The sequence below is a fragment of the Streptomyces sp. TSRI0281 genome (assembly GCF_001905125.1).
In the GTDB taxonomy this organism is placed as follows: Bacteria; Actinomycetota; Actinomycetes; order Streptomycetales; family Streptomycetaceae; genus Streptomyces.
This window is the reverse complement of sequence record NZ_LWLE01000015.1, coordinates 92196-118438: the sequence shown is the minus strand read 5'-3', so window position 1 is coordinate 118438 and position 26243 is coordinate 92196. Positions and strand designations below refer to the sequence as shown.

At 72.6% G+C, this 26243-nt stretch carries 27 protein-coding genes; 12 read left to right on the top strand and 15 right to left on the bottom strand.

Annotated elements, in window-relative coordinates; all coding sequences use genetic code 11:
• Positions 1 to 22: 22 nt before the first annotated feature.
• On the bottom strand, positions 23 to 1459 hold the full coding sequence (locus A6A29_RS22335; RefSeq protein ID WP_073722276.1) for a M64 family metallopeptidase: 1437 nt from the start codon (positions 1457 to 1459) through the stop codon (positions 23 to 25).
• A gap of 214 nt (positions 1460 to 1673) precedes the next feature.
• On the opposite strand from A6A29_RS22335, the gene A6A29_RS22330 reads away from it, so the two are divergent.
• From A6A29_RS22330 to A6A29_RS22320, 3 genes are all read left to right on the top strand, one after another.
• Entirely contained in the window at positions 1674 to 3083 is a 1410-nt protein-coding gene (locus A6A29_RS22330; protein WP_073722274.1) for a helix-turn-helix domain-containing protein, read from the top strand.
• Between the two features lie 136 nt (positions 3084 to 3219).
• On the top strand, positions 3220 to 4866 hold the full coding sequence (locus A6A29_RS22325) for a helix-turn-helix domain-containing protein (protein WP_073722325.1): 1647 nt from the start codon (positions 3220 to 3222) through the stop codon (positions 4864 to 4866).
• Between the two features lie 109 nt (positions 4867 to 4975).
• The gene (locus A6A29_RS22320; protein ID WP_073722272.1) at positions 4976 to 6352 is read left to right on the top strand and encodes a diaminopimelate decarboxylase; all 1377 of its coding nucleotides are present in this window, start codon (positions 4976 to 4978) and stop codon (positions 6350 to 6352) included.
• 406 nt (positions 6353 to 6758) lie between these two features.
• Here A6A29_RS22320 and A6A29_RS22310 read toward each other — a convergent pair whose 3' ends face one another.
• Together A6A29_RS22310 and panD are read right to left on the bottom strand one after the other, a co-directional pair.
• The gene (locus tag A6A29_RS22310; RefSeq protein WP_073722270.1) at positions 6759 to 7112 is read right to left on the bottom strand and encodes a GNAT family N-acetyltransferase; all 354 of its coding nucleotides are present in this window, start codon (positions 7110 to 7112) and stop codon (positions 6759 to 6761) included.
• A 40-nt stretch (positions 7113 to 7152) separates the two neighbouring features.
• A complete protein-coding gene (panD, locus tag A6A29_RS22305) occupies positions 7153 to 7578 on the bottom strand; it encodes an aspartate 1-decarboxylase (protein WP_073722268.1) in 426 nt (141 codons plus the stop codon).
• 560 nt (positions 7579 to 8138) lie between these two features.
• Between panD and A6A29_RS22300 the strand changes: the two genes are divergently transcribed.
• The 4 genes from A6A29_RS22300 to A6A29_RS22285 all read left to right on the top strand — a co-directional run bounded on the left by A6A29_RS22300 (position 8139) and on the right by A6A29_RS22285 (position 10694).
• Complete coding sequence (locus A6A29_RS22300) at positions 8139 to 8816, top strand: class I SAM-dependent methyltransferase (protein WP_198953136.1); 678 nt, start codon at positions 8139 to 8141, stop codon at positions 8814 to 8816.
• Positions 8785 to 9153: an acyl carrier protein gene (locus A6A29_RS48125; protein WP_079182946.1), complete on the top strand. Its 369-nt coding sequence runs from the start codon at positions 8785 to 8787 to the stop codon at positions 9151 to 9153. The genes A6A29_RS22300 and A6A29_RS48125 overlap by 32 nt, the downstream gene beginning before the upstream one ends.
• Before the next feature lie 112 nt (positions 9154 to 9265).
• Positions 9266 to 10171 carry a phosphotransferase gene (locus tag A6A29_RS22290; protein WP_073722264.1) on the top strand — a complete coding sequence of 302 codons (906 nt, stop codon included), beginning with the start codon at positions 9266 to 9268 and terminating at the stop codon, positions 10169 to 10171.
• A gap of 175 nt (positions 10172 to 10346) precedes the next feature.
• Positions 10347 to 10694 carry a hypothetical protein gene (locus A6A29_RS22285; protein WP_073722262.1) on the top strand — a complete coding sequence of 116 codons (348 nt, stop codon included), beginning with the start codon at positions 10347 to 10349 and terminating at the stop codon, positions 10692 to 10694.
• Between the two features lie 125 nt (positions 10695 to 10819).
• Here the strand turns inward: A6A29_RS22285 and A6A29_RS22280 are convergent, their stop codons facing one another.
• From A6A29_RS22280 to A6A29_RS46775, 5 genes are all read right to left on the bottom strand, one after another.
• On the bottom strand, positions 10820 to 11218 hold the full coding sequence (locus A6A29_RS22280) for a hypothetical protein (RefSeq protein ID WP_073722260.1): 399 nt from the start codon (positions 11216 to 11218) through the stop codon (positions 10820 to 10822).
• Positions 11219 to 11462: 244 nt separating this feature from the next.
• Positions 11463 to 11642 carry a hypothetical protein gene (locus tag A6A29_RS22275; protein WP_073722258.1) on the bottom strand — a complete coding sequence of 60 codons (180 nt, stop codon included), beginning with the start codon at positions 11640 to 11642 and terminating at the stop codon, positions 11463 to 11465.
• Between the two features lie 104 nt (positions 11643 to 11746).
• Positions 11747 to 12277 carry a hypothetical protein gene (locus A6A29_RS22270; RefSeq protein ID WP_073722256.1) on the bottom strand — a complete coding sequence of 177 codons (531 nt, stop codon included), beginning with the start codon at positions 12275 to 12277 and terminating at the stop codon, positions 11747 to 11749.
• A gap of 212 nt (positions 12278 to 12489) precedes the next feature.
• Positions 12490 to 12960, bottom strand: a complete 471-nt coding sequence (locus tag A6A29_RS46780; protein ID WP_241838605.1) for a hypothetical protein — start codon at positions 12958 to 12960, stop codon at positions 12490 to 12492.
• Complete coding sequence (locus tag A6A29_RS46775; RefSeq protein WP_241838604.1) at positions 12957 to 13415, bottom strand: hypothetical protein; 459 nt, start codon at positions 13413 to 13415, stop codon at positions 12957 to 12959. The genes A6A29_RS46780 and A6A29_RS46775 overlap by 4 nt, the downstream gene beginning before the upstream one ends.
• Here A6A29_RS46775 and A6A29_RS22260 point away from each other — a divergent pair.
• The 3 genes from A6A29_RS22260 to argB all read left to right on the top strand — a co-directional run bounded on the left by A6A29_RS22260 (position 13405) and on the right by argB (position 15724).
• Positions 13405 to 14019: a TetR/AcrR family transcriptional regulator gene (locus A6A29_RS22260; protein ID WP_241838603.1), complete on the top strand. Its 615-nt coding sequence runs from the start codon at positions 13405 to 13407 to the stop codon at positions 14017 to 14019. The two genes, A6A29_RS46775 and A6A29_RS22260, sit on opposite strands and share 11 nt — an antisense overlap.
• 82 nt (positions 14020 to 14101) lie before the next feature.
• The gene (locus A6A29_RS22255) at positions 14102 to 14758 is read left to right on the top strand and encodes an isochorismatase family protein (protein ID WP_073722254.1); all 657 of its coding nucleotides are present in this window, start codon (positions 14102 to 14104) and stop codon (positions 14756 to 14758) included.
• 84 nt (positions 14759 to 14842) lie between these two features.
• Positions 14843 to 15724 carry an acetylglutamate kinase gene (gene argB, locus A6A29_RS22250; protein WP_073722323.1) on the top strand — a complete coding sequence of 294 codons (882 nt, stop codon included), beginning with the start codon at positions 14843 to 14845 and terminating at the stop codon, positions 15722 to 15724.
• Between the two features lie 6 nt (positions 15725 to 15730).
• Here argB and A6A29_RS22245 read toward each other — a convergent pair whose 3' ends face one another.
• From A6A29_RS22245 to A6A29_RS22215, 7 genes are all read right to left on the bottom strand, one after another.
• Positions 15731 to 16252, bottom strand: coding sequence for a GNAT family N-acetyltransferase (locus A6A29_RS22245; RefSeq protein WP_073722253.1), 522 nt, complete (start codon positions 16250 to 16252; stop codon positions 15731 to 15733).
• A 180-nt stretch (positions 16253 to 16432) separates the two neighbouring features.
• A complete protein-coding gene (locus A6A29_RS22240) occupies positions 16433 to 17140 on the bottom strand; it encodes a 4'-phosphopantetheinyl transferase family protein (RefSeq protein ID WP_073722322.1) in 708 nt (235 codons plus the stop codon).
• Positions 17140 to 17367 (bottom strand): hypothetical protein, encoded by a 228-nt coding sequence (locus A6A29_RS22235; RefSeq protein ID WP_073722251.1) that lies wholly within the window; start codon positions 17365 to 17367, stop codon positions 17140 to 17142. Before A6A29_RS22235 ends, A6A29_RS22240 begins: the two co-directional genes overlap by 1 nt.
• Positions 17364 to 18941 carry an amidohydrolase gene (locus A6A29_RS22230; RefSeq protein ID WP_073722249.1) on the bottom strand — a complete coding sequence of 526 codons (1578 nt, stop codon included), beginning with the start codon at positions 18939 to 18941 and terminating at the stop codon, positions 17364 to 17366. Before A6A29_RS22230 ends, A6A29_RS22235 begins: the two co-directional genes overlap by 4 nt.
• Positions 18942 to 18959: 18 nt before the next feature.
• The gene (locus A6A29_RS22225) at positions 18960 to 19832 is read right to left on the bottom strand and encodes an ABC transporter ATP-binding protein (protein WP_073722321.1); all 873 of its coding nucleotides are present in this window, start codon (positions 19830 to 19832) and stop codon (positions 18960 to 18962) included.
• A gap of 170 nt (positions 19833 to 20002) precedes the next feature.
• The gene (locus tag A6A29_RS22220; protein ID WP_198953135.1) at positions 20003 to 21121 is read right to left on the bottom strand and encodes a FecCD family ABC transporter permease; all 1119 of its coding nucleotides are present in this window, start codon (positions 21119 to 21121) and stop codon (positions 20003 to 20005) included.
• Positions 21118 to 22185, bottom strand: coding sequence for a FecCD family ABC transporter permease (locus tag A6A29_RS22215; RefSeq protein ID WP_198953134.1), 1068 nt, complete (start codon positions 22183 to 22185; stop codon positions 21118 to 21120). Before A6A29_RS22215 ends, A6A29_RS22220 begins: the two co-directional genes overlap by 4 nt.
• Before the next feature lie 276 nt (positions 22186 to 22461).
• On the opposite strand from A6A29_RS22215, the gene A6A29_RS22210 reads away from it, so the two are divergent.
• Both A6A29_RS22210 and A6A29_RS22205 read left to right on the top strand, forming a co-directional pair.
• The gene (locus A6A29_RS22210; protein WP_079182944.1) at positions 22462 to 24234 is read left to right on the top strand and encodes an ABC transporter ATP-binding protein; all 1773 of its coding nucleotides are present in this window, start codon (positions 22462 to 22464) and stop codon (positions 24232 to 24234) included.
• Positions 24231 to 26135, top strand: coding sequence for an ABC transporter ATP-binding protein (locus A6A29_RS22205; RefSeq protein ID WP_107468282.1), 1905 nt, complete (start codon positions 24231 to 24233; stop codon positions 26133 to 26135). The genes A6A29_RS22210 and A6A29_RS22205 overlap by 4 nt, the downstream gene beginning before the upstream one ends.
• Positions 26136 to 26243: the final 108 nt, after the last annotated feature.

Below are 26243 nucleotides of genomic sequence, written 5' to 3'. Positions count from 1 at the left end.
GGTCCGCGGCCCACGGGCCGGATCAGCGGCGGGGGCCGGTGGCCTTGACCGTCCAGCCGATCTCGTCGCCGCTCAGGGCCCGTACGGCGGGGTCGCGGATCGCGTCCGTACGGTCCACGAAGGTGACGGTCACCGTGTGGCGGCGGCCGTCGTGGCGTACGCCGAGCGCGAGGGGGGTGACGGTCGTACGTCCCCGGGCGGAGACCTTCTCCTTGCCGTCGACGTACCAGCGCAGGTCGGGCACGGCCAGGGCCTTGCCCGCCCCGGGCCGGCCGTGCCGGTCCGTGCCGCCGAGGCCCGCGGTGCTCACCGTGATCCGGTGGCCCGGCGCGAGGGTGCTGCCCGCCGCGCGGGTGCTGCTCAGCGCGCTGCCCGCGCGGTAGAAGCCCGCGATCATCGCCTCGCGGCCGGGCAGGTTGAACTCGGTGTTGCTCAGCTCGCGCATCAGGGAGCCGGCGGTGGGCCGGTAGATGCCCAGCGGATAGTACGAACTGCCCTCGAAGGTGCCGACCGTGCCGCCCGCCGGGTCGGTCTGTCCCAGCCAGCGGTACCACTTGGCGCGCTTCTCGGTGAGCTGCGCGGGGGTGTAGGTGGTGGAGTTGAGGTCGGCGGGCTCACCACCGGTCCAGGTGCCGTAGGAGTCGTAGGTGTACTCGTCGGCCAGGAGTCCGACGGAGTGGCCAATCTCGTGGGCGGCGATGAGGCTGGAGGAGGCGTTGTCGGAGGAGAGGGTGGAGACCCCGTTGAACGGGTAGCCCTCGGCGGTGAGTCCGGAGTAGCCGGCGCCGCCGTACTTGGTGGCGTTGGAGAGGACGACCACGAGGTCGGCGGCGGGGGCCTTGGCCGCGTACGACGCCACCTTGTCGATGTCGGCGCAGATCAGCCGCTCGATGCCGTCGCACCAGAAGCCGCTGCCGAGGGCCGTGTCCCGGACCACGTCCGCGGTCGGGTCGCCGCTGATGCCGGACTCCTTGGAGACGGCGTCGACGGTCCAGACGTTGAACAGGCCCTGATAGCTCTTGTACGGCTCGATGGCCGTGATGTCGGCCCACTTGGCGGTGGCGTCCGCGTGGAAGTCGCCCTGCTGGCCGGCCGTGTAGCCGTCGCCGACGATGACGACGTCGAGGCGGTCCTCGCTGGGCCCGGTCACCGCCTGCCGTCCGAGCGTGCCGTCCGCGCGCGCCTCGGCGGCGGTGAACGGCGTCGCGCCGCGGCGGGCCTTCGCGCTCCGGGCGGGCCCGTCGGACGGAACCTGCGTGGTGTGTCCGCTGCCGCCGGCCTGGGGGAAGTACTCGACCGTGAGGCCGCCCGGTCCGCCTCCGGAGTCCGGAGCGGCCACGGACGAATCCCCGGAGGAGATGGTGGCGGAGGCCGGGGACACGGCGGCGGCCAGCAGACCGGCGAGTGCCAGACCGGCCACGGCGCCCGCGGTGCGACGCCTGGCGAGGCGTATGTGCATGGACAACTCCTTCGAATCCGTGCGGCCTTCGGGCAGGCGCGCAGGGCGAGTGGGCACACCCGTGACATAACTCGGATGTTAAGTAGAATTAATGTTCGGTTTAACCTAAGGGCGGAAGCGCCGCGCAACAAGGTCCCCGGGCCTGCGGGTTGATACTCATGACCGGGCCGATGACCGTGTCCGGGGCGCAGGACGACGCGAAGAGGGTGACGCAGTGGCCGAACAGCACACGCCGGGGCGGGGGTCCGGGCGCGGTCCGTCCGACGATCCCGGAGCCGTCGGCCGACGCGTCCAGCGCCTGCGCGCGGAGCGCGGTCTCACCCAGCGGCAGCTGGCCGAGCCGTCCTACACCCCCGCGTACATCTCCACCCTGGAGGCGGGCCGGGTCCGGCCCTCGGAGGCGGCCGTACGCCATCTCGCCGAGCGGCTCGGAGTCAGTTACGAGGAGCTGGCCACGGGACGCCCCGCCGCCCTGGCCACCGGACTGCGCGAGCGGCTCGTCGAGGCCCAGCGCACCCTGGCCACCGGCGCGGCCGAGGACGCCGCCGCGTCCTACCGGGCGCTGCTCGCCGAGGCCGGGCGGCTGGGTCTCGACGGCGAACGCGCCACCGCGCTGCTGGGCCTGGGCCAGTGCGCCCTGGAGACCGGGGATCTGCCCGCCGCCCTGCGGCACTTCGAGGCGGCCGAGAAGCTGCTCGCCGACGCACCGCTCCCCCAGCGCGCCCCGGCCGTCCGCGGCCGAGCGGTCGCCCATCTGCTGGCGGGCGAACTGCGCTACGCCTGCTACCTGCTGGAGAGCGCCGTCGACGAGCTCAACGCCTCCGGGCTCCAGGACCCGAACGCCCTCCTTCTCCTCTACACGGCGTCGATCGCGCCCTACATGGACATGGGCGCGCACGCCCGAGCCGCGCAGGCCGGTGAACTGGCCCTGGCCCTGGCCCCTCGCGTCTCCGACCCGGAGCTGGTCGCCGGGCTGCACCGTCAGGTCGCCCGCACCCTGATCGCCGCGGGCCGTACGGCGGAGGCCGACGCCTCGCTCGCCAAGGCCGCCGAGATCTATCAGCAGCTCCAGATCCGCACCGAGATGGCGCACTGCCACTGGATGCGCGGCTATGTGCGTGCCCAGGACGGCGACCTGTCCGGCGCCGAGAGCGAACTGCGCGCCGCCCGCGACATGCTGGCGTCCAAACGGGCCGCCCTGTACACCGCGCAGGTCGAGGTGGAGCTGGCCGATGTGCTGCGCAGGCAGGGCAGATCACGCGAGGCCGAGGAGCTGCTGCGCCGGCTGCTCGGCGAACTGCACCCGGACCGGGGCTCGGTCCACGCGGGCGGCGCGCACCGGCTGCTCGGGCTGATCCGCGAGGCGAACGGGGAGCGGGAAGCGGCCGAGGAGCACTACGTCACCGCGCTCGCCCTGCTGGAGCGGGCGGGCGCGGCGGGAGACCTGGCGGACATCTGCCGTCTGCTGGGCGATCTGCTGCGCGGGGCGGGCCGTACGGAGGCGGCGATGGACGCGTACCGCACGGGGCTGGGCCACCGGGCGTCCCCCGGCAGCACCACGCTCGGCCCGGCGCCGGTGGTGCCGCGGCCTGCCCCGGGCGGGGCGGCACCGGAGACCGGCTGACGGCACGTCCGGCCGGCCCGCCGGCCGGGGCGGTGTCCCGGTCGCCGAGCACCACCTTCGCGGCCACGTCCGGCCGACGCCGACGGCCCCGCCGACTCCTGTCCGCCCCGCCCGCCCCGCTCGTATGCTCGGTGCCATGAACAGCGGACCGCCCCACGGCGTCCCGGCGTCCGGCGGCACGCTCCGGGAGATCCTGGCGTTCGACGACAGCGGGACGCTGCGGCTGCTGCTGGCACCCTCCGGGCAGGACATCGAGGTCCGGGGCGTCGCGTTCGGCGACGAGGAGGCGGACCGGTCCGCCGAGGCGCACATCGTCCTGGCGGTCGGGGCATCGGCGGCCCTGGCCGAGGCGGCGGAGCCGGTGCGCCGGGCGGCCCGGCAGGGCGCCTGTGCCGTGGTGCTGCGCGAGGCGGAGGGTGCGGCCACGGCACCGGAAGTGCTCGCCGCGGCCGAGGAGTCGGGGATCGCGCTGCTGGCCCGCGCGGTGTGGACGGACTGGACCGACACGGCGACGCTGCTGCGCTCCGCGCTCGCGTACGGCCGGGCCGGCCGGAACGACGGCGCGGTGGCTGACGACGGTCCGGCGGGCGGGCTGAGCGCGCTCGCCGCCTCCATCGCCGAGTCCACCGGCGGCTCGATCACCATCGAGGACACCCGGTTCCGGGTGCTGGCCCACTCCGCCACCCGGCCCGAGGCCGACGGCGTACGCCGGTCCACGATCCTGGGCGGCCGGGTTCCCGAGTGGCGCGTGGCCGAGCTGCGCCGCAGCGGGATTCTGCGGAACCTGTGGACCTCGCGGGACGTCATCCACCGCCCGGCCGACGGCGACAGCCCGGAGCGCCTGATCATCGCCGTGCGCAACGGCACCGAAGTGCTCGGTTCGATCTGGGCGGCCGCGGACGGCCGCCCGCTGTCCCCCCGGGCCGGGGAGGCGCTGCGCCGCGCCGCCGGGGCCGCCGCGCCCCACCTGGTACGGCACCGGCTGCGCGAGAGCGGTGCCCTACGCCGCCGGGACCACGCCCTGCGCGGACTTCTGTACGGCCGGGGGGACCGCCGTACCCATGCCTGGTCGCTGGGCCTGGCACCGGACGAGCCGTGTGCGGTGCTGGCCGTGGTGCCCGACCCCGGCGCCGGTTCACCGTCGCGGGCCGACCGCGCCCTGGACGTACTGGCCCTCCAGGCCGCCTCGTACCGTCGCACGGTGCTGGTCCTGCGCGAACGGGCCCGGCTGCTGGTCCTGCTGCCCGCCGACCGCGGGCAGGACCGGGAAGCGCTCGCGCTGGCCCGGGAGCTGGACCGGGTCGCGACGTCGTTGCCCGGCGGGGTTCCCGTCCGGGTCGGGGCCGGGTCCGTGGCCGCGTCCGCCACGGGCGCCGCCGGCTCGTGCGAGGAGGCCGTGCTCGTCGTACGGGTGCTGCGCGAACGGGAGCGGCGCGGCGCCGACGCGGTTCCGCTCCGGTACGCCGGAGCGTCGGGGGTGGGCACGGCCCTCGATGTCCTGCGCATGCTGGACGCCGTACGGCCCCTGTGGGACGCGGGCGGCGGGCCGGTGCACGATCTCGTGCGCGCCGATCTCGCGACCGGCGGCGAACTGGTCCGCTCGATCGCCGCCCACCTCGACGCCTCGGGCGATGTGACGAGGGCGGCGCACCGGCTCATGGTGCATCCCAACACCCTGCGGTACCGGCTGCGGCGCGTACGGGAGCGCTTCGGTGTCGATGTGGACGACCCGGACACCCGGCTGCTCCTCTCGCTGGCCGTGCGCCTGACGGGTGACGTTTGAGCGGTTCGGTACGTTTCCGTACGGCGGTTGCCCGTGCGGCCAGGGATTGCCGCCAGTCTTGTCCTTCTCGACAAAGACCTGTGGGGCCGTCATCACCGACTCTCGCCGTATGACACAGACTTCCTTCCAGGACACCGGTACGCGCCCGGCCGCCAGGTTCGACGACGCCGTCCGCGCGGCCGTCGAGCAGGGGCTGCTGGGCGAGCGCGGCGCCGTCGTGGGCTTCATCGACATCGATGGCGTACGCGAGAGTGTCGCCGCGCTGCGGGACGCGTTCGCCGCGACGCCCGATGTGCTCCACACGTTCGCGGCGAAGGCCGCCTCCCTGATTCCGGTACTGCGACTGCTGGCCGACTGCGGGATGGGGTGCGAGGTGGCCGGCCCCGGTGAGCTGCGGCTCGCCCTGGACGCCGGGTTCGCGCCCTCGGTCATCGTCCTGGACTCCCCCGCCAAGACGCGTGAGGAGCTCCGGCTGGCGCTCGCGCTGGGCGTGGCCGTCAACGCCGACAGCCTCCAGGAGCTGCGGCGGATCGACGAACTGCGCTCCCGTGACACCGTGTCCGTCCTCGGACTGCGGGTCAATCCACAGGTGGGCGGTGGTTCCATCGGGGCGATGAGCACGGCGACGGCCACGTCCAAGTTCGGGGTGGCGCTGCGTGACGCGGGGGCCCGCGAGGCCGTCGTCCAGGCGTTCGCGGACCGGCCGTGGCTGACCCGGCTGCATGCCCATGTCGGCTCCCAGGGCTGCCCGTTGGAACTCATCGCGGCCGGGATCGCCGAGACGTACCGGCTGGCCGAGGAGATCAACGAGCGGCTGGGAACCCGGCGGATCACCAGCCTCGACATCGGCGGCGGGCTCCCGGTCAACTTCGACGACGACACGGTCCGCCCCACCTGCGCCGACTACGTGGCCGCCCTCACGGACGCGGTGCCCGGCCTCTTCGACGGCCGCTACGCGCTCGTCACCGAGTTCGGCCGGTCCCTGCTCGCGAAGAACGGCTTCATCGGCGCTCTGGTGGAGTACACGAAGGACGCGGGCGGCCGCCGTATCGCGCTCACCCATGCGGGTGCGCAGACCGCCACCCGTACCGTCCTCATGCCCGACGCCTGGCCGTTGCGGGTCGGAGCGTTCGGCGCGGACGGGCGCCCGAAGGAAGGGCCGGCGCTGGCTCAGGACATCGCGGGCCCGTGCTGCTTCGCCGGGGACGTGGTGGCGCACGGCCGGGAGCTGCCGGAGCTGCGCGAGGGCGACTTCGTCGTGCTGTACGACACGGGGGCCTACTACTTCTCCACCCCCTGGGCGTACAACAGCCTGCCGCGGCCCGCCGTGTACGGCTTCCGGGCCGCGGCGGCCGACGGTTGCGCCGATGTGCTGTTCGCCCCGGTGCGGGACGCCCAGTCGCTGGACTCGATCGCGGCGGAGAGCGGTCTCGCCCACGCGAACGCGCTGATCGAGCCCGGTGGCGCGACCTCCCTGCCCTCGTGACGGACCGGACAACAGCCCTCGTGACGGCTCAGGGGCTCAAGGCCTCACCCGGCCGGCTGGGGCGAGGGCTCCGGCTCCGGTACGGGATCGGGGTCGGGCTGCGGCGGCTGCGGAATCGGGTCCGGCGACGGCCCCGGAGGCATGGGGCCGGGGCCCGGCGGTACGGGCGGCGGACCGGGCAGGGGCGCGGGCGGACCGGGCACGGGTGCGGGGGTCGGCGACGGCGGTACGGGATCGGGGTACGGGTGGGTCATCTCGGACCTCCAGAGCATCGGGCAACGTACGGGTGGAGCTCATCTCCACCGTCTCCCGGTGCGGCTGCCCGCGCCCGTCGAGTCCACACGTGTGCGCCGCAGATCCCTCCGCCCGCGCCTGTCCGGCCGCCCGCGTGGGGCGTCCTCACAGGTCAGAACAGCTCGGGGTGGGATGTGAGCTGCCGCTCCGCCTCCTGGACCAGTTCGGCGGGGGCAACGGGTGCCTGCTCGGGGTGGCGCTGCGCCCATTTCGCCGCGTACGGGCAGAGCGGAACGACGGGGACTCCCTCACGGGCCGCCATGACGTAGAACTCCTGGACGAGGGCGCCCGCGATGCCCTTGCCCTCGTGGCCCGGTTCGACGACGGTGTGCACGGCGACGAGGGCGCCGGGCGCCGGGTCCATCACGAAGTACGCGATGACTCCGGCCGCCTTGCCGTCCTCGTAGGCCACGAGATTGCCGTGGGCCCGGTCGTCCCGGATCTCTACTGCGGAGTTCTCTGCCATGGCGGGGCTCCCTGCTGTGTGCGGGCGTGGATGGGGCGGGTCAGCCGGCCGCGGGCACCGCGTGCGGGCTGCGTTCCGTGCGGGTCCCCGGAACCGGCGCGGAGGTGTCGTCGCCGAGCGCGACGATCCGGTTGTCCGCGTCGACGTGGACCACTGTCGGGGTCAGGGCGCGGGCCTCGGCGTCGTCGACCTGCGCGTAGCTGATCAGGATGACCAGGTCGCCGGGGTGCACGAGGTGGGCGGCCGCCCCGTTGATGCCGATGACACCCGAACCGCGCTCACCCTCGATGACGTACGTCTCCAGGCGTGCGCCGTTGTCGATGTCGACGATGTGCACGAGTTCACCGGGCAGCAGATCGGCGGCTTCCATCAGCTCGCCGTCGATGGTCACGGATCCGACATAGTGCAGGTCGGCCTGGGTCACGGTGGCCCGGTGAATCTTGGACTTGAACATCGTACGCATCATCGAGAAACTCCCAGGGTCATGCTCCCTGCCTGCGTTTTTGCAGGTCAAGGGCGTTTTCCACCCTACAACGAGTCGCATGTCGGGGCAGCGTTCCCCGTGCAAGCCTACGTAACGCCCCTCGCCGACTCTTCATGACGACCGTCACTGCGACAGCTCGCGATGCTCCGTGGCGGGCACTCCCTGATAACTGAATTCCCGGCCCGAGGGAGCTCGATCGCTCACTGCCGCGTGCACGTCAGAACGGGTGAAGTCGCCGGCGACGCAGATCAGCAGCCCGGTGCCGTGCTCGCTCGCAAGGAACCGGACATCCAAGCGAGCTCGTTGGCATCTCGCGCACAAGGTCTGACGCCGCTCCACCGTCGATTCAGGCGATTTGGCCGATGCTCCATGGTCAAAGGGCCACTAGCCACGTCGGTAGCCGCGGAACTTGCCGACGTCGTGCTCCATGCGGCGAGCATCGCCGAGATGGCCGGACTCGATCTGCCGGACGAGGTCGAGGGGAAGGTCGCCAGGAACGCTGCGTGTCCCGACTGAGATATGGGTGCTGAGGAGCAACAGGCATGAGCGAGAGTGGAACGCAGGCATTGTCTTTCGGTGAGATCGCCGATCGTTACGACCGCTTTCGGCCCGGCGTGCCGACAGCAGTCCTGGACTGGCTCCTCCCGAACGGCTGCGAGACGGTGGTTGACCTCGCTGCCGGCACCGGCAAGCTGACCCGGTCCCTGATGGACCGCGTGCCGAACGTCGTCGCCGTCGAACCAGACCTGCGCATGGGCGGGGCTCTGGCCCGCAACTGTCCGCGGGCGCTTCTGGTGACCGGGACCGGCGAGCGGATGCCCCTGCCCGACGGCGGGGCCGACGCGCTGCTGGTCTCCATGGCCTGGCACTGGATGGACCCGCAGCGCGCCATGCCGGAGATCGCGCGGGTACTCAGGGACGGCGGCACCCTCGACCACATCGGCCGGGTCGACCAGCAGGTGAAGCTCCGGGGTTTCCGTATCGAACTCGGCGAAGGGGAGAACACTCTGGCCGCTCACGAGAGTGCTGCGCAGGCCGCCGTGGTGATCCGCGAGGACCGCCCAGGGGACAAGCAGCTGGTCGGCTACGTGGTTCCCACCGTCCCGGACGGACCGGCCGCGCACCTCTCGACACGGTGGACCTGCGGGCTTTCGCGGGAGAGGCGCTCCCCGGCTCTATGGTGCCCGGATCGATCGTTGTGCTGGATGCGCTTCCGCTGACCCCCAACGGCAAACTGCACCGCGGGGCGTTGCCCGCCCCGGAGCTACCGGATGGGGCTTCCCGGCGGTCTCCCGCTTCCGGGGCCAAGGACTCCTGTGCCGGCTGTTCGCGCAGGAGCTCGGCCTTACCGACGTCGGCGCCGACGTCGCGTTCTTCGACCTCGGCGGAAACAGCCTCGCTGCGATCCGGCTGGTCAACGCCGCTCGCAAGGCCGGGCTGCCGCTGAAGGTGCGAGAAGTTTTCGCGCACCGGACCGTCGAGCGCCTCGCCCGTGCCGTCGACGGACGCTCCGGGGAACAGGAACCCGTGCAGGGGGCCGAATCCGGCCCTCGATGAGGCCGGCGTCGTAGAAGATGATCGGTAAGTCGTGTGCGGGAAAGGTGCACGCACGGATGGAAAGGGGACGGAGGGAACGGGCCCGCAAGGAGTACCGCGCCTCCAACGATCAATGACTGAGACCGAGACCGAGATCACCGCGGGTCTTGTCCGCCACCTGCTGCGGGACCAGCATCCGGACCTGGCCGAGTTGCCTCTCCGCGAGGTGGAGGGCGGCTGGGGCAACCAGATGTGGCGCCTCGGGGACGAGCTGGCCGTGCGGATCCAGCGTATGGACACCGAGCCCGATCACCAGCTCAAGGAGCGCCGGTGGCTGCCGCTGCTCGCCCCACGCCTGCCGTTGCCCATCCCCGTCCCGGTGCGGAGTGGTGCGCCATCCGAGCGGTTCCCCAAGATCTGGACGGTCATGACGTGGGTGCCGGGCCTGCCGTTGGACCACGGGACGATCACCCGCGGCGAGCACGCGGCCGAAACCCTGGCGGCGTTCCTCCGGGCGCTGCATGTGGCTGCGCCCGCCGACGCGGCGGTTGATGCCGGCCGTGGGGTGCACCCCACGGAATACAAGGACAGCTTCGACCAGTTCTTCGACTCCGTCGACGCCGGCACGATCGGCTCCGACGCCGCCGATGTCCGGGCCGTCTGGGACGACGCCCTCGCGGCCCCCGCGTGGGAGGGTCCGCCGGTGTGGGTGCACGGCGACCTGCATCCCGCGAACGTCGTCGTCGCGGACGGGACGCTGGCGGGCGTTGTCGACTTCGGCGACCTGTCCGCCGGTGACCCGGCATCGGACCTGGCGGCTGCCTGGGTGCTGCTGCCGGCCGGTGCGGCAGAACGCTTCTTCGCCGCGTACGCGGAGGCTGACGAGGCGACGGTCCGGCGTGCCCGCGGACTGGCCGCGCTGAAGAGCCTCTTCCTGATGCTGATGGGCCAGAACGGGGACCGCGGCCTGCCCGGCGGCAAGCCGGCGTGGGGTCCGGCGGGGCGGGCGGCGCTCGACCGGGTCCTGAGAGGGCGTTGATCCGGCCGAACTGCTTTCGGCGGCCCCCGCAGAGGCTGCTGGGCACGGGATATGGCGGTGTGTCAGTTCTCGTTGGAAGAAAGGACGAGAAGGCACCCCGTCGCAGAAATATCGCTCATATGATCGACCTCGGCTCCCGCAGGTGGGACGGGAGCGGCGACAGGAGGAGGGGACCATGTCGAGCATGTCCAGGCGGTCACTGCTGGGGTATTCGGGATCGGCGGTGGCGGGCGCCGCGTTCGCGTCCGCCGGGACGGCCACGGCCGCCGGTGCGGAGGAATCGGGGCCGGCCTCGGTGGAGTTCGATCCGGGGACGGAGTTCACGGCCCAGGCCAATGCCTCCGGCTCCGACCTGCTGATGGATTTGACGTTCAGCGTACGAGTGGACCGGCCCAACGGCGTTCCGTCGGCGCAGGAGATCACGCCGATGGAGATCGCCGAGGCGCTGTCCGCGCTCGCCGAGGCGAAGGGCTGGCCGCCGATCACCTTCTACGGCACGCCGCCTCCCGTACCGCTGAACTGACCTGTCACCGGGGCGGGTCGAGGGAGCACGTCCGTCGTGGACGGCCCCGGCGGCTCGGGGCCCGGCCGCCGCGCCCCACAGCGGCGGTGACGAACGGGACCTGAAAGCACTCGGGTTGGGCATATTTACGCGCCCATCCCCCGCCGGTATACGGCTGCCGCCCCACCGGCGCCCGTGTCCGGCGGCAGAACGAGCCTGGGCAGGACGATCAGGCTGTCGGCGTATCGACCGGTGCGGCGGCCCGTGAACCGGTCCCGGACGCCCGCTCGGACGCGGACGCGTCGTGCGCGGCGGGCCCGGCGGTTCCCGTCGCGTCGTCGGGCCTTCCACTGCCGGTGCCGGATGCGGTTGGCCTGCATGGTGACCGCGTCGGCGGACTCGCCCGGGTGCGTCGCTCTCACGACCTCGGCGATACCGGAAGCCGCGGTGCGGATGACCAGCACCAGGGCCACGGTCAGGAGGAGCGGGTACACGAGCCACAGCGGTACCCCCAGGGCGAGAAGTTCCTGGATCAAGCCGTTCATGGTGCCGTCCTCGGGCGTCGGGAGTGGGCTTGAGGGTTCGGCGGCCGCCTGACCGGGCCGCGATATCTGTCTGCGGACGTGAGAAGGGCTCCCGGCCTCCGGGAGCCCTTCTCCATCGGCGTGAGTTCTTATCTCTCCTCACGCCGCGGGTCACTCACGGCCCGTCCATGACGCCGGTGACCACCCGTTCGACGAGCTGACCGCTCCCCCATATGCGGTCAGCTCGTCGTGCGGGGTGTGCCGGTCACAGCCGTGCCACCTGGCCCGGAAGGTCGATGCGCACGGGTGCGCCCGCCGGAGGCGCGACGACAGCACGCGGCAGAGTCAGAGCCGATTCGGGCGTGATGAGCCTGATGAACCAGGTGACGACTCCATTCCAGATGGCAGCCAGTGGTGCCACCAACGCGGTGAGAGGTGCGAACACAAGAACTCCTTCGTCGACCGGTGAGAGGTGATAGACCTCCCCGCCGTCCGCGCGGACCGGGTCCTCCGGGCCGCCCGGCAGCGGGGCGCTCCAGCCTCGGGCCTCTAGTCGCGCGCCGTGTCCCGCGTGCGCTCACGCGTCGGCCCGTACCCGAGATCGGCGAACTTGCCCTCGTGATACGCGCGGTTGACCTTCTTGACGGCCCTGCGGCGGATCCGGGCCACGGCCCGGGACGTCGTCGGCGGGTCGAGCCACTGCCCGATCGTGTCGAGATCCTGGCCCACCACCTGGGACAGGACGAAGACGTCCGCCTCGGCGGGCTTGAGGACGCCCGAGGCACGGATGTTCCTGACGAGTTCGATCAGCTCGTGGTTGAGTTCGAGCGCTTCCCCGAAGTCGGGGTCGCCCTTGAGAAGTGCCAGGCTCTCGTCGCCGACCAGGATCTCGACCGTGGCACGCAGCTTCCTGAGCTGGTTGCTGACGCAGCTGCTCAGATACGGGTCAAGGTGCTCGACGGGGCCGTGGTTGCCCAGCCGTACGTGCAGGCTCACCATGATGTTCGCCCACATGTCGTCGGCGAGGTCCCGGCCGGCCTTCTTCGCCATGCGACCGCGGTGGAGCTCCTTCTGCTCCATCGCGCGGACCAGCTGTTCCCGGGCCCGGGGCGAGAGCTCGCCCCCGGTTCCGCGCGACGGCTTCCCCTCGCGTGTGCTGAGCTGCCCTTCAGCGGACGGTGGATTCGGGGATGCTGAACGGCCACCGCCGTGCATCTCTTCGGGCATCGGTTCTCTCCCGCTGGTGTGTGATCAACCGGTCAACGGTAATCAGTCGCGGGAAGCGCCGGATGTCACCGAATCCACGGAGCATCTTCTGTTCGCTTCGACGACCGGTGATCGCTGTACCGGCGCACGAGGGCTCCGGCGGGCCCGGTTCCGTTCACCGCTCCGTCCAGGCGCCGCGTCGTGACTCCGTGCGACCCCAGCCATCCCAGAACTCCGTCCAGAAACGGTAGTTGCTCGATGTGATGGCCCCCGGCGGGCAGCGAACCCGTCATCAGTTCGCGGGCGGCGAAGGCCGCGACCAGATCGGTGACGCGGCTCTGTGCGCGGCCCGTGAGGCCGTACGCGGCGTGCCGGTCACCATGCCGGGCGTCGGCGCGTACGGCGAAGGCGTCACCGCCGGTGTGGACGCGGCGGAAGACTCCGGTCAGCAGCCGTTGAGCGGCCGGCCGGCGCGCGACGCGCAGCAGTCCGGCGCGCCGCAGCGCGAACAGCGTCCCGGTCAGCGGCCGTGAATCGAGGCAGAGCCGGGTGGTCACGTCCGGCACCCCGAGGGTGCGCCGAAGGGTGTGCTGGTCGGAGCAGGGGAACGGATGGGCGGTCCGGGCTCCGAAGCCCGGTAGAACGGTCCGCTCCGGGCCCGCGGTGGCGGGCTCGGCCAGCCCCTGGACGGTCCAGCGCAACGCGTCGGCTCCATGCCGTTTCCGGAGCCGAGCAGCACCGTCAGGCGAAGGCTCTCCGCGCCGCCGACGGCTTCGTGGGCGCGTCGGGCGAGCAGGTTCGTCAGCCCGGGGGCGACGCCGACGCCGAGCAGCGCGGTGGCGCCCGCGCGGACCCCCGGATCGTGCAGCTCCGCCATCGCGTCGAGCTGTCGGCGGGTGGCCCCGATGGCGACCAGATGGATGCCGCGCTCCAGACATGTCCGGGCGACGCCCGCGTCCGGGGGTTCGACGCACAGCACGCGCGGCTGGGCCGGCGCGACCGTGGAGGACATCGCCCGCGCCGCCGAAGTCGGCACGCAGACCGTCTACTTCACCTTCCGCAACAAACGCGTCCTGCTCAAGGAAGTCCTGGACAACACGATCGCCGGCGACTCGGACCAGGTGGCGACCCTGGACCGCCCCTGGGCCCGCAGGGTCATCGGCGAACCGGACCCGGCCCTCCAGCTCACCCTCCAGGCCACCGGAGCCCGCCTGATCCTGGAACGCGCCGCACCGGTCCTGGACGTCGTACGCGGCGCGGCGGCCTCGGATCCGGAGCTGGCCGAGCTGTGGCGGATCAACCAGGAGCAGCGGCACACCGTCCAGCTCCGCTTCGCCCGGGCACTGACGGAGAAGACCGGCGGATCGCTGCGGGACGGTCACGACGCCGCGTCGGCCGCCGACATCGCGCTCATGGTTCTCGGCCCGGAGACCTACGGCCTGCTGGTCACCGGCCGCGGCTGGCTTCCGTCGCGCTGGGAGAAGTGGGCCGCGGACGCACTCGTACGACAGTTGCTCCCACGAGGCCCGGCCCGGTCGCCGGATATGTCAACTCGCTCGGGCGCGGGGAGGGTTGCGGCGGGCGCGGTCACCTCCGGGCGCCCCGCGGAAACATAGATCGCAATTGATTAGGTTAGGCTAAGCTAATCATCGTTTGAGGGCTCGGTCCACGGGCCCGGTCATCCGGGAGGGGCCAGCCATGGGCTTGCCGGTCATCGCGTCCTACTCCATGCCCAACCGCTCGGCCCTCCCCCGCTCGTACGCCCCCTGGGCCATCGACAGCGGACGCGCCGCGCTGCTGGTCCACGACATGCAGAACCACTTCGTACGCGCCTTCCCCGCGCGACGGTCGCCGGTCGTGGAACTCGTCGAGAACATCGCCGCGCTACGGGAACTCGCCGGGCGGCTCGGCATTCCGGTCGTCTTCGGCACCGAGCCGGCCGCCCAGTCCCCCGGCCGGCGCGGGCTCGTCGCCGATGTGTGGGGGCCGGGCATCGGCGACGAGCCCGAGGACTCCGCGATCATCGAGCCCCTCACACCCCGCCCCGGCGAGTACGTACTGCCCCACGTCCGCCCCAACGCCTTCCTCCACAGCCACCTCGGCCGACTGCTGCGGTCGAAGGGCCGCGACCAGCTGATCCTCTGCGGCGTGTACGCGCAGCTCGGTGTCCTGCTGACCGCGTCGGACGCCTTCATGAACGACATCCAGCCCTTCGTCGTCGCCGACGCCGTGGCCGATCTCTCCGCCGAGGAGCACTCCACGGCCCTTCGCTGGGCCGCACGCAGCGGCGTCGTCTGCACGACGGACGGCCTGCTGCGTGATCTGCGGCCCGGCGCGGACCCGCGTACCGGCTGACGGCTTCCCCGCACCACGGAAAAGAGACGGACGAACATGAGCGGGGTGGCGGCAGAGATGAGCAGCACCGTCGGACAGCGAGTCATGGCAGCGGAACTTCCGTCCGGGCATCCTGCCGCGGAGGCACTACGGGACCGGACGGTGGTCATCAAGTTCGGTGGCAACGCCATGGTGGACGACACCCTCCAGCAGACGTTCGCGCGGGATGTCGTGGAGCTGCGGCGCGCCGGCGTGCTCCCGGTCGTGGTGCACGGCGGCGGACCGCAGATCAGCTCGATGCTCGACCGGCTCGGGCTGGAGGTCCGTTTCGAGGCCGGTCTGCGGGTGACCACCCCGGAGACCATGGACGTGGTCCGGATGGTGCTCACGGGGCGGGTCCAGCGCGATATCGTCGGCGCGATCAACGCGCATGGGCCCTTCGGCGTGGGCATGTCGGGCGAGGACGCGCACACCATGATCGCCGTGCGCCGCACCGCGCGGGTGGACGGACGCCCGGTGGACATCGGTCTCGTCGGCGACATCGTGACCGTGAACCCGCAGACCGTACGGGCACTGCTCGACCAGGGCCGCATCCCGGTCGTCTCCCCCGTCGCACGCGGCACGGACGGACAGATCTACAACGTCAACGCCGATCTCGCGGCGTCGGCGCTGGCCGTCGCCCTCGGCGCCGACCGGCTCGTGATGCTCACCGACGTCGAGGGGCTGTACGCGGACTGGCCGCACAGCACCGAGGTCATCGACCGGCTGACGGCCGCGGAGTTGGGCGAACTGCTTCCACGGCTCGCCAGCGGGATGCTCCCGAAGATGGAGGGCTGCCTGCGGGCGGTCCGGTCCGGGGTCGGCCGTGCGCAGGTCCTCGACGGCCGGGTGCCGCACGCGGTGCTGGACGGCGTCCTGTTGGAGCGGAGCCCCGGCACCACGGTCGTCCCGGACCGGGCACCCGACCGCTCCGGCGCGCCCGCCTAAGGGCCGTCAGAGCGCGCGGGCGAGTATCCGTGCGCCTCGCCCGGAGTCGAGGGTTCGCGCCCAGGACGCGGGGGCGGCGCTCGCGGGGGCCGGAGCGAAGCCGTACCGGAGGAAGAGGCGGCCGCTGCCGGTCGTCGCCGTGAACAACGCCACGAGCGACCGGGCCCGCGCGCCGGTCAGCGCGGCGCCCAGCAGCCGTGCGCCCAGACCGCTTCCCTGCCGGTGCCGGGCGACACAGAAGTTGTAGAGGACGCCGGAGGCGCTGCCCTCGCGCACCGCGTCGGCGTGCACGCCCAACGCCAGGCAGCCCTCAAGGGTTCCGTCGGACGCCTCGGCGACGAAGAAGTCGGCGGCACGGGCGGCGTACACCGCCGAAGGGCGCTCGCGCAGCGCGCCCGAGCGGACGAACGGCTCGGAGAGCGCGGAGAGCGCGGCGGCGTCCCCGGGCTCCGCGGTGCGCACCAGGAGCGGGAGCGGACCGGGCGGGCGCGGCAGCGGCATGACGGGGCGGGGCGTAGCCGTGGTCAAGGCGTTCCTTCCTCGGTTCCACCGTGCGCGAAGGGCAGTTGGAGCGCTTCGGGGCTCCGACGCGACAGCGGAACTAAGGTTAGCCTCACCTAATCTAATCGACCAAGTCCGGATGTGCGCCGCCCGGTCGAGGCGCGCCCGGCCGCCGCCCGCGGCCCGGCCGGGCGAACCCCGCCGCATTCAGCCGCGGTTCGTACGGGAGTCCGCCGTACGGATCGCACAGGCGGCCGCGTAGCCCGGCCGGGCGGGCACATCGGTGAGCGTCCAGCCGGGGACGGCCGCCGGTGCGGGCCCCGCCCCCACGTGTGTGACGGAGAGGTCCTCGCCCAGGCCGATGCCGACGCCCTTGAGATAGGCCTCCTTGCGGGCCCAGCAGCGAACCACCGCGGCCGGCCGGGCCGCGTACGGCAGTGCCGCCAGCTCCGCGCGCTCGGCCGGGTGGAACAGCGCTCCCATCTCCGCCGCCGTCACGGCATCGGGCGTCGCCTCGACGTCGACGCCGACCGGAGTGTCGGCGAAGGCCATCAGGACGGCGTCGCGTGAGTGGGAGAGGGAGAAGTGCGGTGCGCCTGCGGCCACCGCCGGGCGGCCGTGCGGTTCACCGCAGCCGGGACAGGGCTCGCGCGTCAGCCGTACGTCCGCCGGATCCCGGTCGAGGTAGGCGCCGAGCAGTTGTCGCAGCGCCACATGCGCGACCCGGTAGCGGTCGCGGTCGCTGTCGCGCAGGAAGGCCCGGCAGCGCGCCAGCTCCGTACCGTCCAGCACCGCTTGCCGTGCGACGGCCCGGTCCCGGTACTCGCCCACGCGCAGGGACCACAGCCTCGGGCCCGCGCCGGGCACCCAGGGCTCCGGCAGCGGGTCCCTGCCCATGACCGCCGGGGGCGTCATCAGGCGCACGGGCGTCCCGGGTAGTCGTCGCTCTCCGGCACCCCGGCGCGGCGCATCCGGTGCAGGACCTCGGGCAGGAACTCGTCCTCCACGGGGGCCGGAACGTTGAGCTCCCGGTCGAAGGCCATGGTGTCCCCGTCCGCGTTCCAGATGACCCACCGGGGCGGGGACGTCCGCGGCTGCCACAGGGACGCCCAGGATTCGAGGCCGTCCGCCCGCGCGCTCACGACCGCGTCACCCGCCTCGTGTCGCGGCCGTCCACGAAGGTCGACAGGACCTCGATGTCACCGATCCGGGAGGTGTCGACATGTGTCGGATCATCGCCCAGCACCACGAGGTCGGCCCGCTTCCCCGGCGTGAGACTGCCGGCGCTGCCGTCCCAGCGGCAGGCGTACGCACCGGCGACCGTGTAGGCGCGCAGGGCCTCGTCGACGGTGACGCTCTCGTCCGGGCCGATCAGCCGGCCCGAGACGGAGGCGCGCTCGACCATGAACTGGACCGCGCGCAGCGGCGATCCGTCCGTGACGGGCCGGTCGGAGCTGCCCACGACCGTGACACCGTGGTCGAGGAACCCACGGCCCCGGTACATCCACGGGGCCCGCCGCTCCCCCATGACCGTCGCGTAGTCGTCGCCGAAGTAGCGCAGGAAGTTCGGCTGGATCACCGCGCTGACGCCGAGCCGCGCGAAACGTGGGAGCTGGTCGGGGCGGATCAGCCCGGCGTGCTCGATGCGGTGCCGCGCGTCCGGGCGCGGCCGTAGCCTCTGCGCCCGCTCCAGGGCGTCCAGCGCGAGGTCTGCGGCGCGGTCGCCGATGGCGTGGACGGCGAGCTGCCACCCGGCGAGGTGCCCGTCCACGATGAGGTCCGCGAGGCGGGCGGGGTCGTCCTGGAGCTGCCCGGCCAGGGTCGTGCCCTCGTACGGGGAGGTGAGCGCCGCCGTACGCGCCATCATGCCGCCGTCGGTGTAGATCTTGAGCGCGCCCAGCGAGAGCCAGTCGTCGCCGAAGCCGGTGCGCATTCCGAGGTCCAGGGCGCGCGGGATGCCGTCGTCCGGGTGCGTGGTGAGCGGCCGCAGGGTGTCACCGGCCGCCATGAGCTGGACCCGGAGAGGCAACCGGCCCTGGTCCCTGAGCAGTTGGTAGGCGCCGAGCTCGACCGGGCTGTGGCCCAGCAGTCCGCCGCCGATGCCCGCCTCGGCGCAGGCGGTCACCCCTTCGGCGAGGCAGGCGCGGCCCGCGTGCTCGATCGCGTCGGCGAGTTCGGCCTGGGAGTACGCCGGACGCAGCCGCCGGGCGGCCGTCATGGCGCCCTCCACCAGGAACCCGTCCTGGCGCGGTACGTCGGCCGGCAACTGGCCGAGCACAGCACTGCTGACCACGCAGGCGTGTCCGGAGTCGTGCATCAGGAACACCCGGCGGCCGTCACTGACCCGGTCCAGCTCGGCGGCGGTCAGATGCCGCCCCAGGGCCCTTTGGTCGTAACCCGCCAGGTCCACCCAGGCGCCGGGAGCCTTCCGGGAGACGGCGTCCGCCACCGCCGCGAGCACGTCCTCGATCCGCTCGCAGGGGGCGACGCTCGGGGTGCGCGCCTTCAGACCGGTCCACGCGAGGTGGACATGGCTGTCGATGAACCCGGGGAGCACGGTGGCACCTTGGAGGTCGATGACCTCACGCGTGGGAAGCGCGGTCACCTCCTCGTCCAGGCCGACGATCCGGCCCCGCCACATGCCCAGGTCGTGGGCGACGGGGCGGTCGGGGTCCATGGTGAGGATGTTGGCGTTCGTCAGCCGTGTGCAGAGCATCGTGCGCGGTTCTCCGTCCTAGCTGGTCTCGGCCATCACGGTGTCGGTGATGGAGGTCCCGCCCGTAGGGTCCTCGGGCGCGCCGTGCTCGGTCGCACTGTCCTGGGGCACGTACCGTCGCGGCGCCGCGGGCACCATCAGCGGGGAGCCGGTCTCGGGATCGTCGATGATCCGGCACGGCAGCCCGAAGACGTCCTCGACCAGCTCGGCGGTCATGACGGTGGCCGGGTCGCCCTCGGCCGCCACCGTGCCGCCGGGGCGCATCACGATGAGGTGAGTGGCGTAGCGGCACGCCTGGTTGAGGTCGTGGAGGACCGCGACGACGGTGTGCCCCTTACGGGCGTGCAGGTCGGCGCAGAGGTCGAGCACCTCGACCTGGTGGGCGATGTCGAGGAACGTGGTGGGTTCGTCCAGGAGCAGGATGGAGGTCTGCTGTGCGAGCACCATCGAGAGCCAGACGCGCTGGCGTTGCCCACCGGAGAGATCGTCGACGGAGCGGTCGGCCAGGTCCAGCACGCCGGTCTGCTCCATCGCCCCGACGACGGCTGCCTCGTCCTCCGCGGACCACTGCTTCAGCATCCCCTGGTGCGGATAGCGGCCCCGGGCCACGAGGTCACCGACCGTGATGCCGCCGGGCGCTGTCGAGGACTGCGGCAGCAGCCCCAGTCGGCGGGCGACCTCGCGCGACCGGTAGGAGCCGATGGGCGCTCCGTCCAGCTGGACCTGCCCGGCCCGGGGTTTGAGCATCCGGGCGAGCGCCTTGAGAAGGGTGGACTTCCCGCAGGCGTTCGGCCCGATGATCACGGTGAAGGAGTTGTCGGGAATGTCCACACCGAGGTGGGTGGCCACGGTCCGCTGGTCGTAGGACAGTGTCAGGTCCTCGGCGCGCAGGCGGGGACCGGGTTGTTTCGTCCCGGACCTGTCGGTCGTCGTGGCCGCTGCGACGGACGTGCCCGATGCGGACTTCGTGGCCGCAGCGGCCGGCGTGGCCGATGCGGTCGAGACGTGTGATGCGGTCGTTGCGTGTGATGCGGTCGTTGCGTGTGATGCGGTCTTCTCGGTCATGCGCGGCTCTTTCGCGACTCGTTGATCAGCAGCCAGATGAGGTACAGCCCGCCGAGGGTCCCGGTCGCCGTGCCCACCGGAAGGAGCGCGGGGGCGAAGACACGCTGGGCCACCAGGTCGCTCGCGGCCAGCAGCAGCGCTCCCATGAGCGCGGCGGACATCAGCCCCGGACCTGAGGACCGGGTGAGCCGGCGGGCCAGTTGGGGCGCCGCCAGCGCCACGAACCAGATGGGGCCGGTCACGGCCGTGGCGAACGCGGCGAGCGCGACACTGATGAGGAGCAGCACCGCGCGCGTGCGCGCCACGTTGACCCCGAGCGCCATCGCGGTGACATCCCCCATCTCCACCATGGAGAGCCGGCGGGAGAAGAAGAGGGCGAGCGGGAGCAGTACGGCGACGGCGGCCAGGATGGCGTTCGCGTGCGGCCAGCCCCGGTTGCTCAGGCTTCCGATCAGCCACGCCTGCGCCTCCAGCGCCTCCTGCCAGGTGGCCCGGGTGATCAGGTACGAGTTGACGGAGAGCAGCAGGGCGCTCACGCCGATGCCCACGACAACCAGCCGGAAGCCCTGCAACCCCCTGCCCAGCATGAGGAGATAGATGGCGGCGGCGGTGGCGAGGCCGCCGATCAGCGCGCCCACCGCGATCTGCGTCATGCTGCCGTGCAGCACGATGATGACGACGAGCGCCCCGACCGCCGAGCCGTTGGTGAAGCCGATGATGTCGGGGCTGCCGAGGGAGTTGCCGGTCAGGCTCTGCAGGATGGCGCCGCTGACCGCGAGGGCGGCGCCCACGCACAGCGCGGTGAGCAGGCGGGGCATACGCAGGGTGTTGACGATGAAGTCGGCGCCGCCCGATCCGTTGCCCACCACGGCCCGGAGGACTTCGCCGACGGACAGTTCGAAGTCGCCGGTGGTGAGCGTGACGAGCATGACCACGAGGAGCGCGACGAGCACCACACCCGTCACGGCCAGGGTGCGCCCCTGGAGCCGTACGGACATTCCCCCGGACCGGGAGCGCAGGACCATCCCGCTGACGACCCGCGGCCGTTCGGTGAGTCTCCCGGCCCGGTCCGGGGACTTCCCGGCGGCGGAGATCTTCTCCCGTACAGCGCTCACAGCATGACCAGCTTTCGACGGCGGCACAGCGCGATGAACAGCGGCGCACCGAGAAACGCGGTGATGATGCCGACCTGGACCTCGCCCGGCGAGCCCAGCACCCGCCCGAGGACATCCGCTCCGATGAGCAGGATCGGCGCGAGCAGCATCGAGTACGCCAGCACCCACCGTTGGTCGGGTCCGACGACGAACCGGGCGACATGCGGAACGGCGAGCCCGACGAAGCCGATCGGCCCCGCCGCGGCGGTGGCGGCGCCGCACAGCAGCATGACCGCGACCGCGCCCAGCGCCCGGGTCCGGCCGACGTTCAGACCCAGGGCACGGCTCACCTCGTCGCCGAGCCCCAGGGCGTTGAGCGACGGGGCGAGGCCGAGGGCGATCAGGACGCCGACGGCGACGAACGGCAGGATGACCTGGATGACGTCGTAGTACCGGCCCGCGAGGGAGCCCACCGTCCAGAACCGGAACTGGTCGAATGCGCGCGGGTTGAGCAGGAGCACGGCCGAGTTGAAGGCGTAGAGCACCGCGGTCAACGCCGCTCCGGCGACGACCAGCCGGTCGGGCGTGGCCACCTTGCGGCCCGAGGCACCCAGCAGATACACCACCACCGACGCGACGGCCGCTCCGATGAAGGCGAACCACACATAGCCGAGGACCGAGCCCATGCCGAGGAAGGCGATGGCCACGACCACTCCGGCGGAGGCGCCCAGACTGATGCCGAGCAGTCCCGGGTCGGCGAGCGGGTTGCGGGTCAGGGCCTGCATCAGCGCCCCGGACAGACCGAGTGCCATTCCGACCAGAAGGCCGAGAAGGGTTCTGGGGATGCGGTAGTCATGGATGATGATCGAGGTCTCGGAGTCGTCGGGATTCCACAGCACGTTCCAGGTGGAGGTGAACGGGATGCCCCGCGTCCCCACCCACACGCTGAGAAGTCCGACCAGGACCAGGGCGCCGAGCGCCGCGAGCAGGCCCACGCCCCGCAGCGCCGTCACTCCCCGGCCGGGCCGGGCAGCGGCCGGAGCGGCGGCCTGGTTCCCGGGCACCGCGCGGGCTACGACCGGCAACGACAACTCCCCCTGACGGCAGTCAGTTCCACCGCAAGCAACGTCATGCAGGGACACAGATCAAGACTTAGGTGAGGCTAACCGAACACACGTGGGCGGTCAACGCGCTGTCCCTGACTGCGAGTAGAGGAACGCGGCCGCGACCGGCAACAGAGGCGCGGAGTCGCGAACGGGGCGTCGCGACGGAGCTACCCCCCCCTACCATCAGGAGGCACCTTCCTGCCATGAAATTAGAGTAGCCTTACCTAACTGTCTGACATCTTCGCGGAGGGCCGCATGCCAGTGGGAGGACCGACCGGGGGCCATGTCCTCCGCGAAGCGATCAGAGGCCAACGCCGCCGCGTGGTCTCGGCATCGCTGCTCGGCATGACGCACCAGGGCTGTGAGGCTCTGGTGCCGGTGGTCATCGGGGCAGCCATCGACACGGCGGTGGCGACCGGTTCCTCCGAGGCGCTGCTGCGGTGGCTGCTGGTGCTCGCGGCCCTCTTCCTCGTGCTGTCCACGTGTTACCGGACCAGCGCCCGGATCGCCGAGGGCGCGGGCGAACACGCCGCGCACCGGCTCCGGCTGGAACTCGGCGCCCGGGTGCTCGACCCGCGCGGCGGCGCCGACACGAACCGGCTGCCGGGCGCGCTGACCAGCATCGCCACCAACGACGCCCGACGGGTGGGCTCGGTCGCGACCGTCCTGGCGTACGGCCTGGCGGCGGTGGCCGCCCTGACGGTCAGCGCGGTGGCGCTGCTGCGGATCTCCGTGCCGCTCGGGCTGCTCGTCCTGCTCGGCATCCCCCCGCTGCTCTGGCTCGGGCACCGCATCAGCCGACCCCTCGAACGCCGCAGCGAGACCGAGCAGGAGCGTGCCGCACACGCCTCCGGAGTCGCCGCCGACCTGGTCGCCGGGCTGCGGGTCCTCAAGGGCATGGGCGCCGAGTCGGCCGCCGTGTCCCGCTACCGCACGACCAGCCAGGACTCGCTCGCCGCGGCACTGCGGGCGGCCCGCAGCCGGGCCGGACACGAGGGCGCCGTCCTCGCCCTGACCGGCGTCTTCATCGCGGTCATCGGCATCGTGGGCGCCTACCTCGCGATGCGCGGCACCATCAGCGTCGGTGAGCTGGTGGCGGCGGTGGGTCTCGCGCAGTTCCTCCTCGGCCCGTTCCAGCTGCTCACCTACGTCAACGCGGAGTTCGCCCAGGGACGCGCCTCCGCACGCCGGATCGCCGAGGTCCTGGCCTCGCCCGCGGCCGTGGAGGGCGGACACGCGGAACCGTCCGGCCGGACCGCCGTCCACGTCCGGCTGCGCGGGGTGTCCCTGGGCGCGCTGCGGGGAGTCGACCTCGACATCGGGGCCGGCAGCCTGACCGGTGTCGTCACCAGGGACCCGGCCGCCGCGAACGACCTCCTGCGCTGCCTCGCCAGGGAGGCGGACCCGGCCGAGGGCGTGATCGAACTCGACGGCGTACCGCTGACCGAGCTCGACCCCGATGGGCTGCGCCGCTCCGTCCTGGTGGCCCACCACGACGCCGACCTGTTCGAGAGCAGCCTGCTGGACAATGTGAAGGCCGGGGCCGGTTCGTCCGCGGTGGTCGGCACCTCCGCCGCCACGGACGGCACCTCCCGCTCCACGGACGGCACCTCCCCCGCCGTGGACAGGGCCCCCACCGCCGTGGACGACGCCCTCGCCGCCTCCACCGCGGACGAGGTGGCACGGCTGCTTCCCGACGGGGCGGACACGCTGCTCGCCGAACGCGGCCGGTCCCTGTCCGGCGGACAGCGCCAGCGCGTCGCGCTCGCCCGCGCACTCGCCGCCGACCGGCCCGTGCTGGTCCTGCACGACCCGACGACCGCCGTGGACACCGTCACCGAGTCCCGGATCGCCGCGCGGCTGCGCACGGTCCGCCGGGGCCGTACCACCGTCCTGGTCACGACCAGTCCGGCTCTCCTCGCCGTGACCGACCGGGTGGTCGTCCTCGAAGAGGGCACCGTGACCACCACGGGCCACCACGCCGAACTCGTCGCCGACGAGACCTACCGAGCGACGGTGCTGGCATGACGTCCACGTACGAAGAGCACGCCGGAGCGGCCACCACCCCCGAGTCGGAAGAGGCGGCAGAGTCCATGAGCGGCACCCCTGCGGACCGGCCGGACCGCGCTCTCCTGCCGACCGCCACCGGCGCCGAGTGCCTCGCGGCGCTCCGCACGATGCTGCGCGGCCACCGGCCCCTGACCGTGGGCGCGTTCACCGTGCTGGTCATCGGAACGGCGATCGGGCTGCTGACCGCTCCCCTGCTCGGGCACATCGTCGACCTGGTGGTGGAACAGCGGGGCTCCCACGCCCTGACGCTGCCGCTGGTCCTGCTCATCGTGGTGGCACTGGCACGCGGCGCCGCCGCGGCGATCGGCAGCTCCCTGGTGGCCCGGCTCGGCGAGACCGTACTCGCGGCCGTGCGCGAGCAGTTCATCGAGCGGGCGCTGCGGCTGCCGCTCGAACGCGTCGAGGCGGCCGGCTCGGGAGACCTGGTCTCCCGGGTCACCAGCGATGTCTCCATGATCGCGAAATCGGTGCGCCAGGCGCTGCCGGAGTTCATCCGCTCCGCCCTCACCATCGTGCTGACCCTGGTCGGACTGACCGTGCTCGACTGGCGGTTCCTGCTGGCGGCGCTTCTGGCCATGCCCGTTCAGGTGCTGTCCGTACGCTGGTACCTGCGCCGGGCCGCGCCCGTGTACGCCGAACACCGGGTCGCCACCGGCGCGCTCCAGCACCAGCTCCTCGACAGTGTCGGCGGCGTACGCACCGTGCGCGCCTTCCGTCTGGGCGACACGCACGCCGCGCTGCTGGAGGGCCGCTCCGCGTCCGCCCGTGATCTGGCGCTGCGTGGCCTCCACATCGTCACCGGCTTCTTCTCGCGGCTGAACCTCGGCGAGTTCATCGGTCTGGCCGCGATGCTCGGCACCGGCTTCCTGCTGGTCGACAACGGCTCGGTGACCATCGGTACGGCCACCGCCGCAGCGCTCTACTTCCACAGCCTGTTCAACCCGATCAACGCCACGCTGTTCCTCATCGACGACGCCCAGTCCGCGGGCGCGAGCTTCGCCCGCCTGATCGGGGTGTCGAAGCTGCCGGCCGAGCGCACCGCACCGGGGCGCGGCGCTCCGGTGGACGGCTCGGTCAAGGTGACCGCCCTCCACCACGCGTACGCCGCCGGGCGTCCCGTGCTGTGCGATGTCGCTCTGGAGGTGCACAGCGGGGAACGGGTGGCGCTGGTGGGGGCGAGCGGCGCCGGGAAGACCACGCTGGCCAAGGTCATCGCGGGTGTCCATGAGCCGCTGAGCGGGTCGATCGCCCTGGGTGGGGTCGATGTCCGTGAGCTGGGCCCGGCGGGCGTACGGAGCGCGGTGACGCTGATCAGCCAGGAAGTGCATGTGTTCGCCGGTCCGCTGGCGGAGGATCTGCGGCTCGCCCGCCCCGAGGCCACGGACGACGAACTGCGCGCTGCCCTGGACCACGTCGGTGCCCTGCGGTGGGCCGAGGCCCTGCCCGACGGTCTGGCCACCGTCGTGGGCGAGGGCGGGCACCGGCTGACGGTGACCCAGGCCCAGCATCTCGCCCTGGCCCGCCTGGTTCTCGCCGATCCGCCGATCGCCATTCTCGACGAGGCGACCGCCGACGCCGGAAGCGCGGGAGCCAGGGTCCTGGAGGAGGCCGCGCTCAAGGCTCTGGAGGGGCGGACGGGCCTGATGGTCGCCCACCGGCTCCCGCAGGCCGCCACCGCCGACCGCATCGTCGTCCTCGACGAGGGGCGGGTCGTGGAGACCGGCACACACGACGAACTCGTCGCCGCGGGCGGCCCGTACGCCGCGCTCTGGGCCGCGTGGTCCGACAGCCGCCGGGGGCCGCTGGACGACGCACCGCTCGGGGACACCGACGCGCGTTCCGTCGCACCGGCGGGCTGAGCGCACCGGCGGGCCGACCGCGTCGGCGCGCGGGCCGCGTCGGCGCGCGGGCCGCGTCGGCGCGCGGGCCGCGTCGGCGCGCGGGCCGCGTCGCGCGCCGACCTGCTC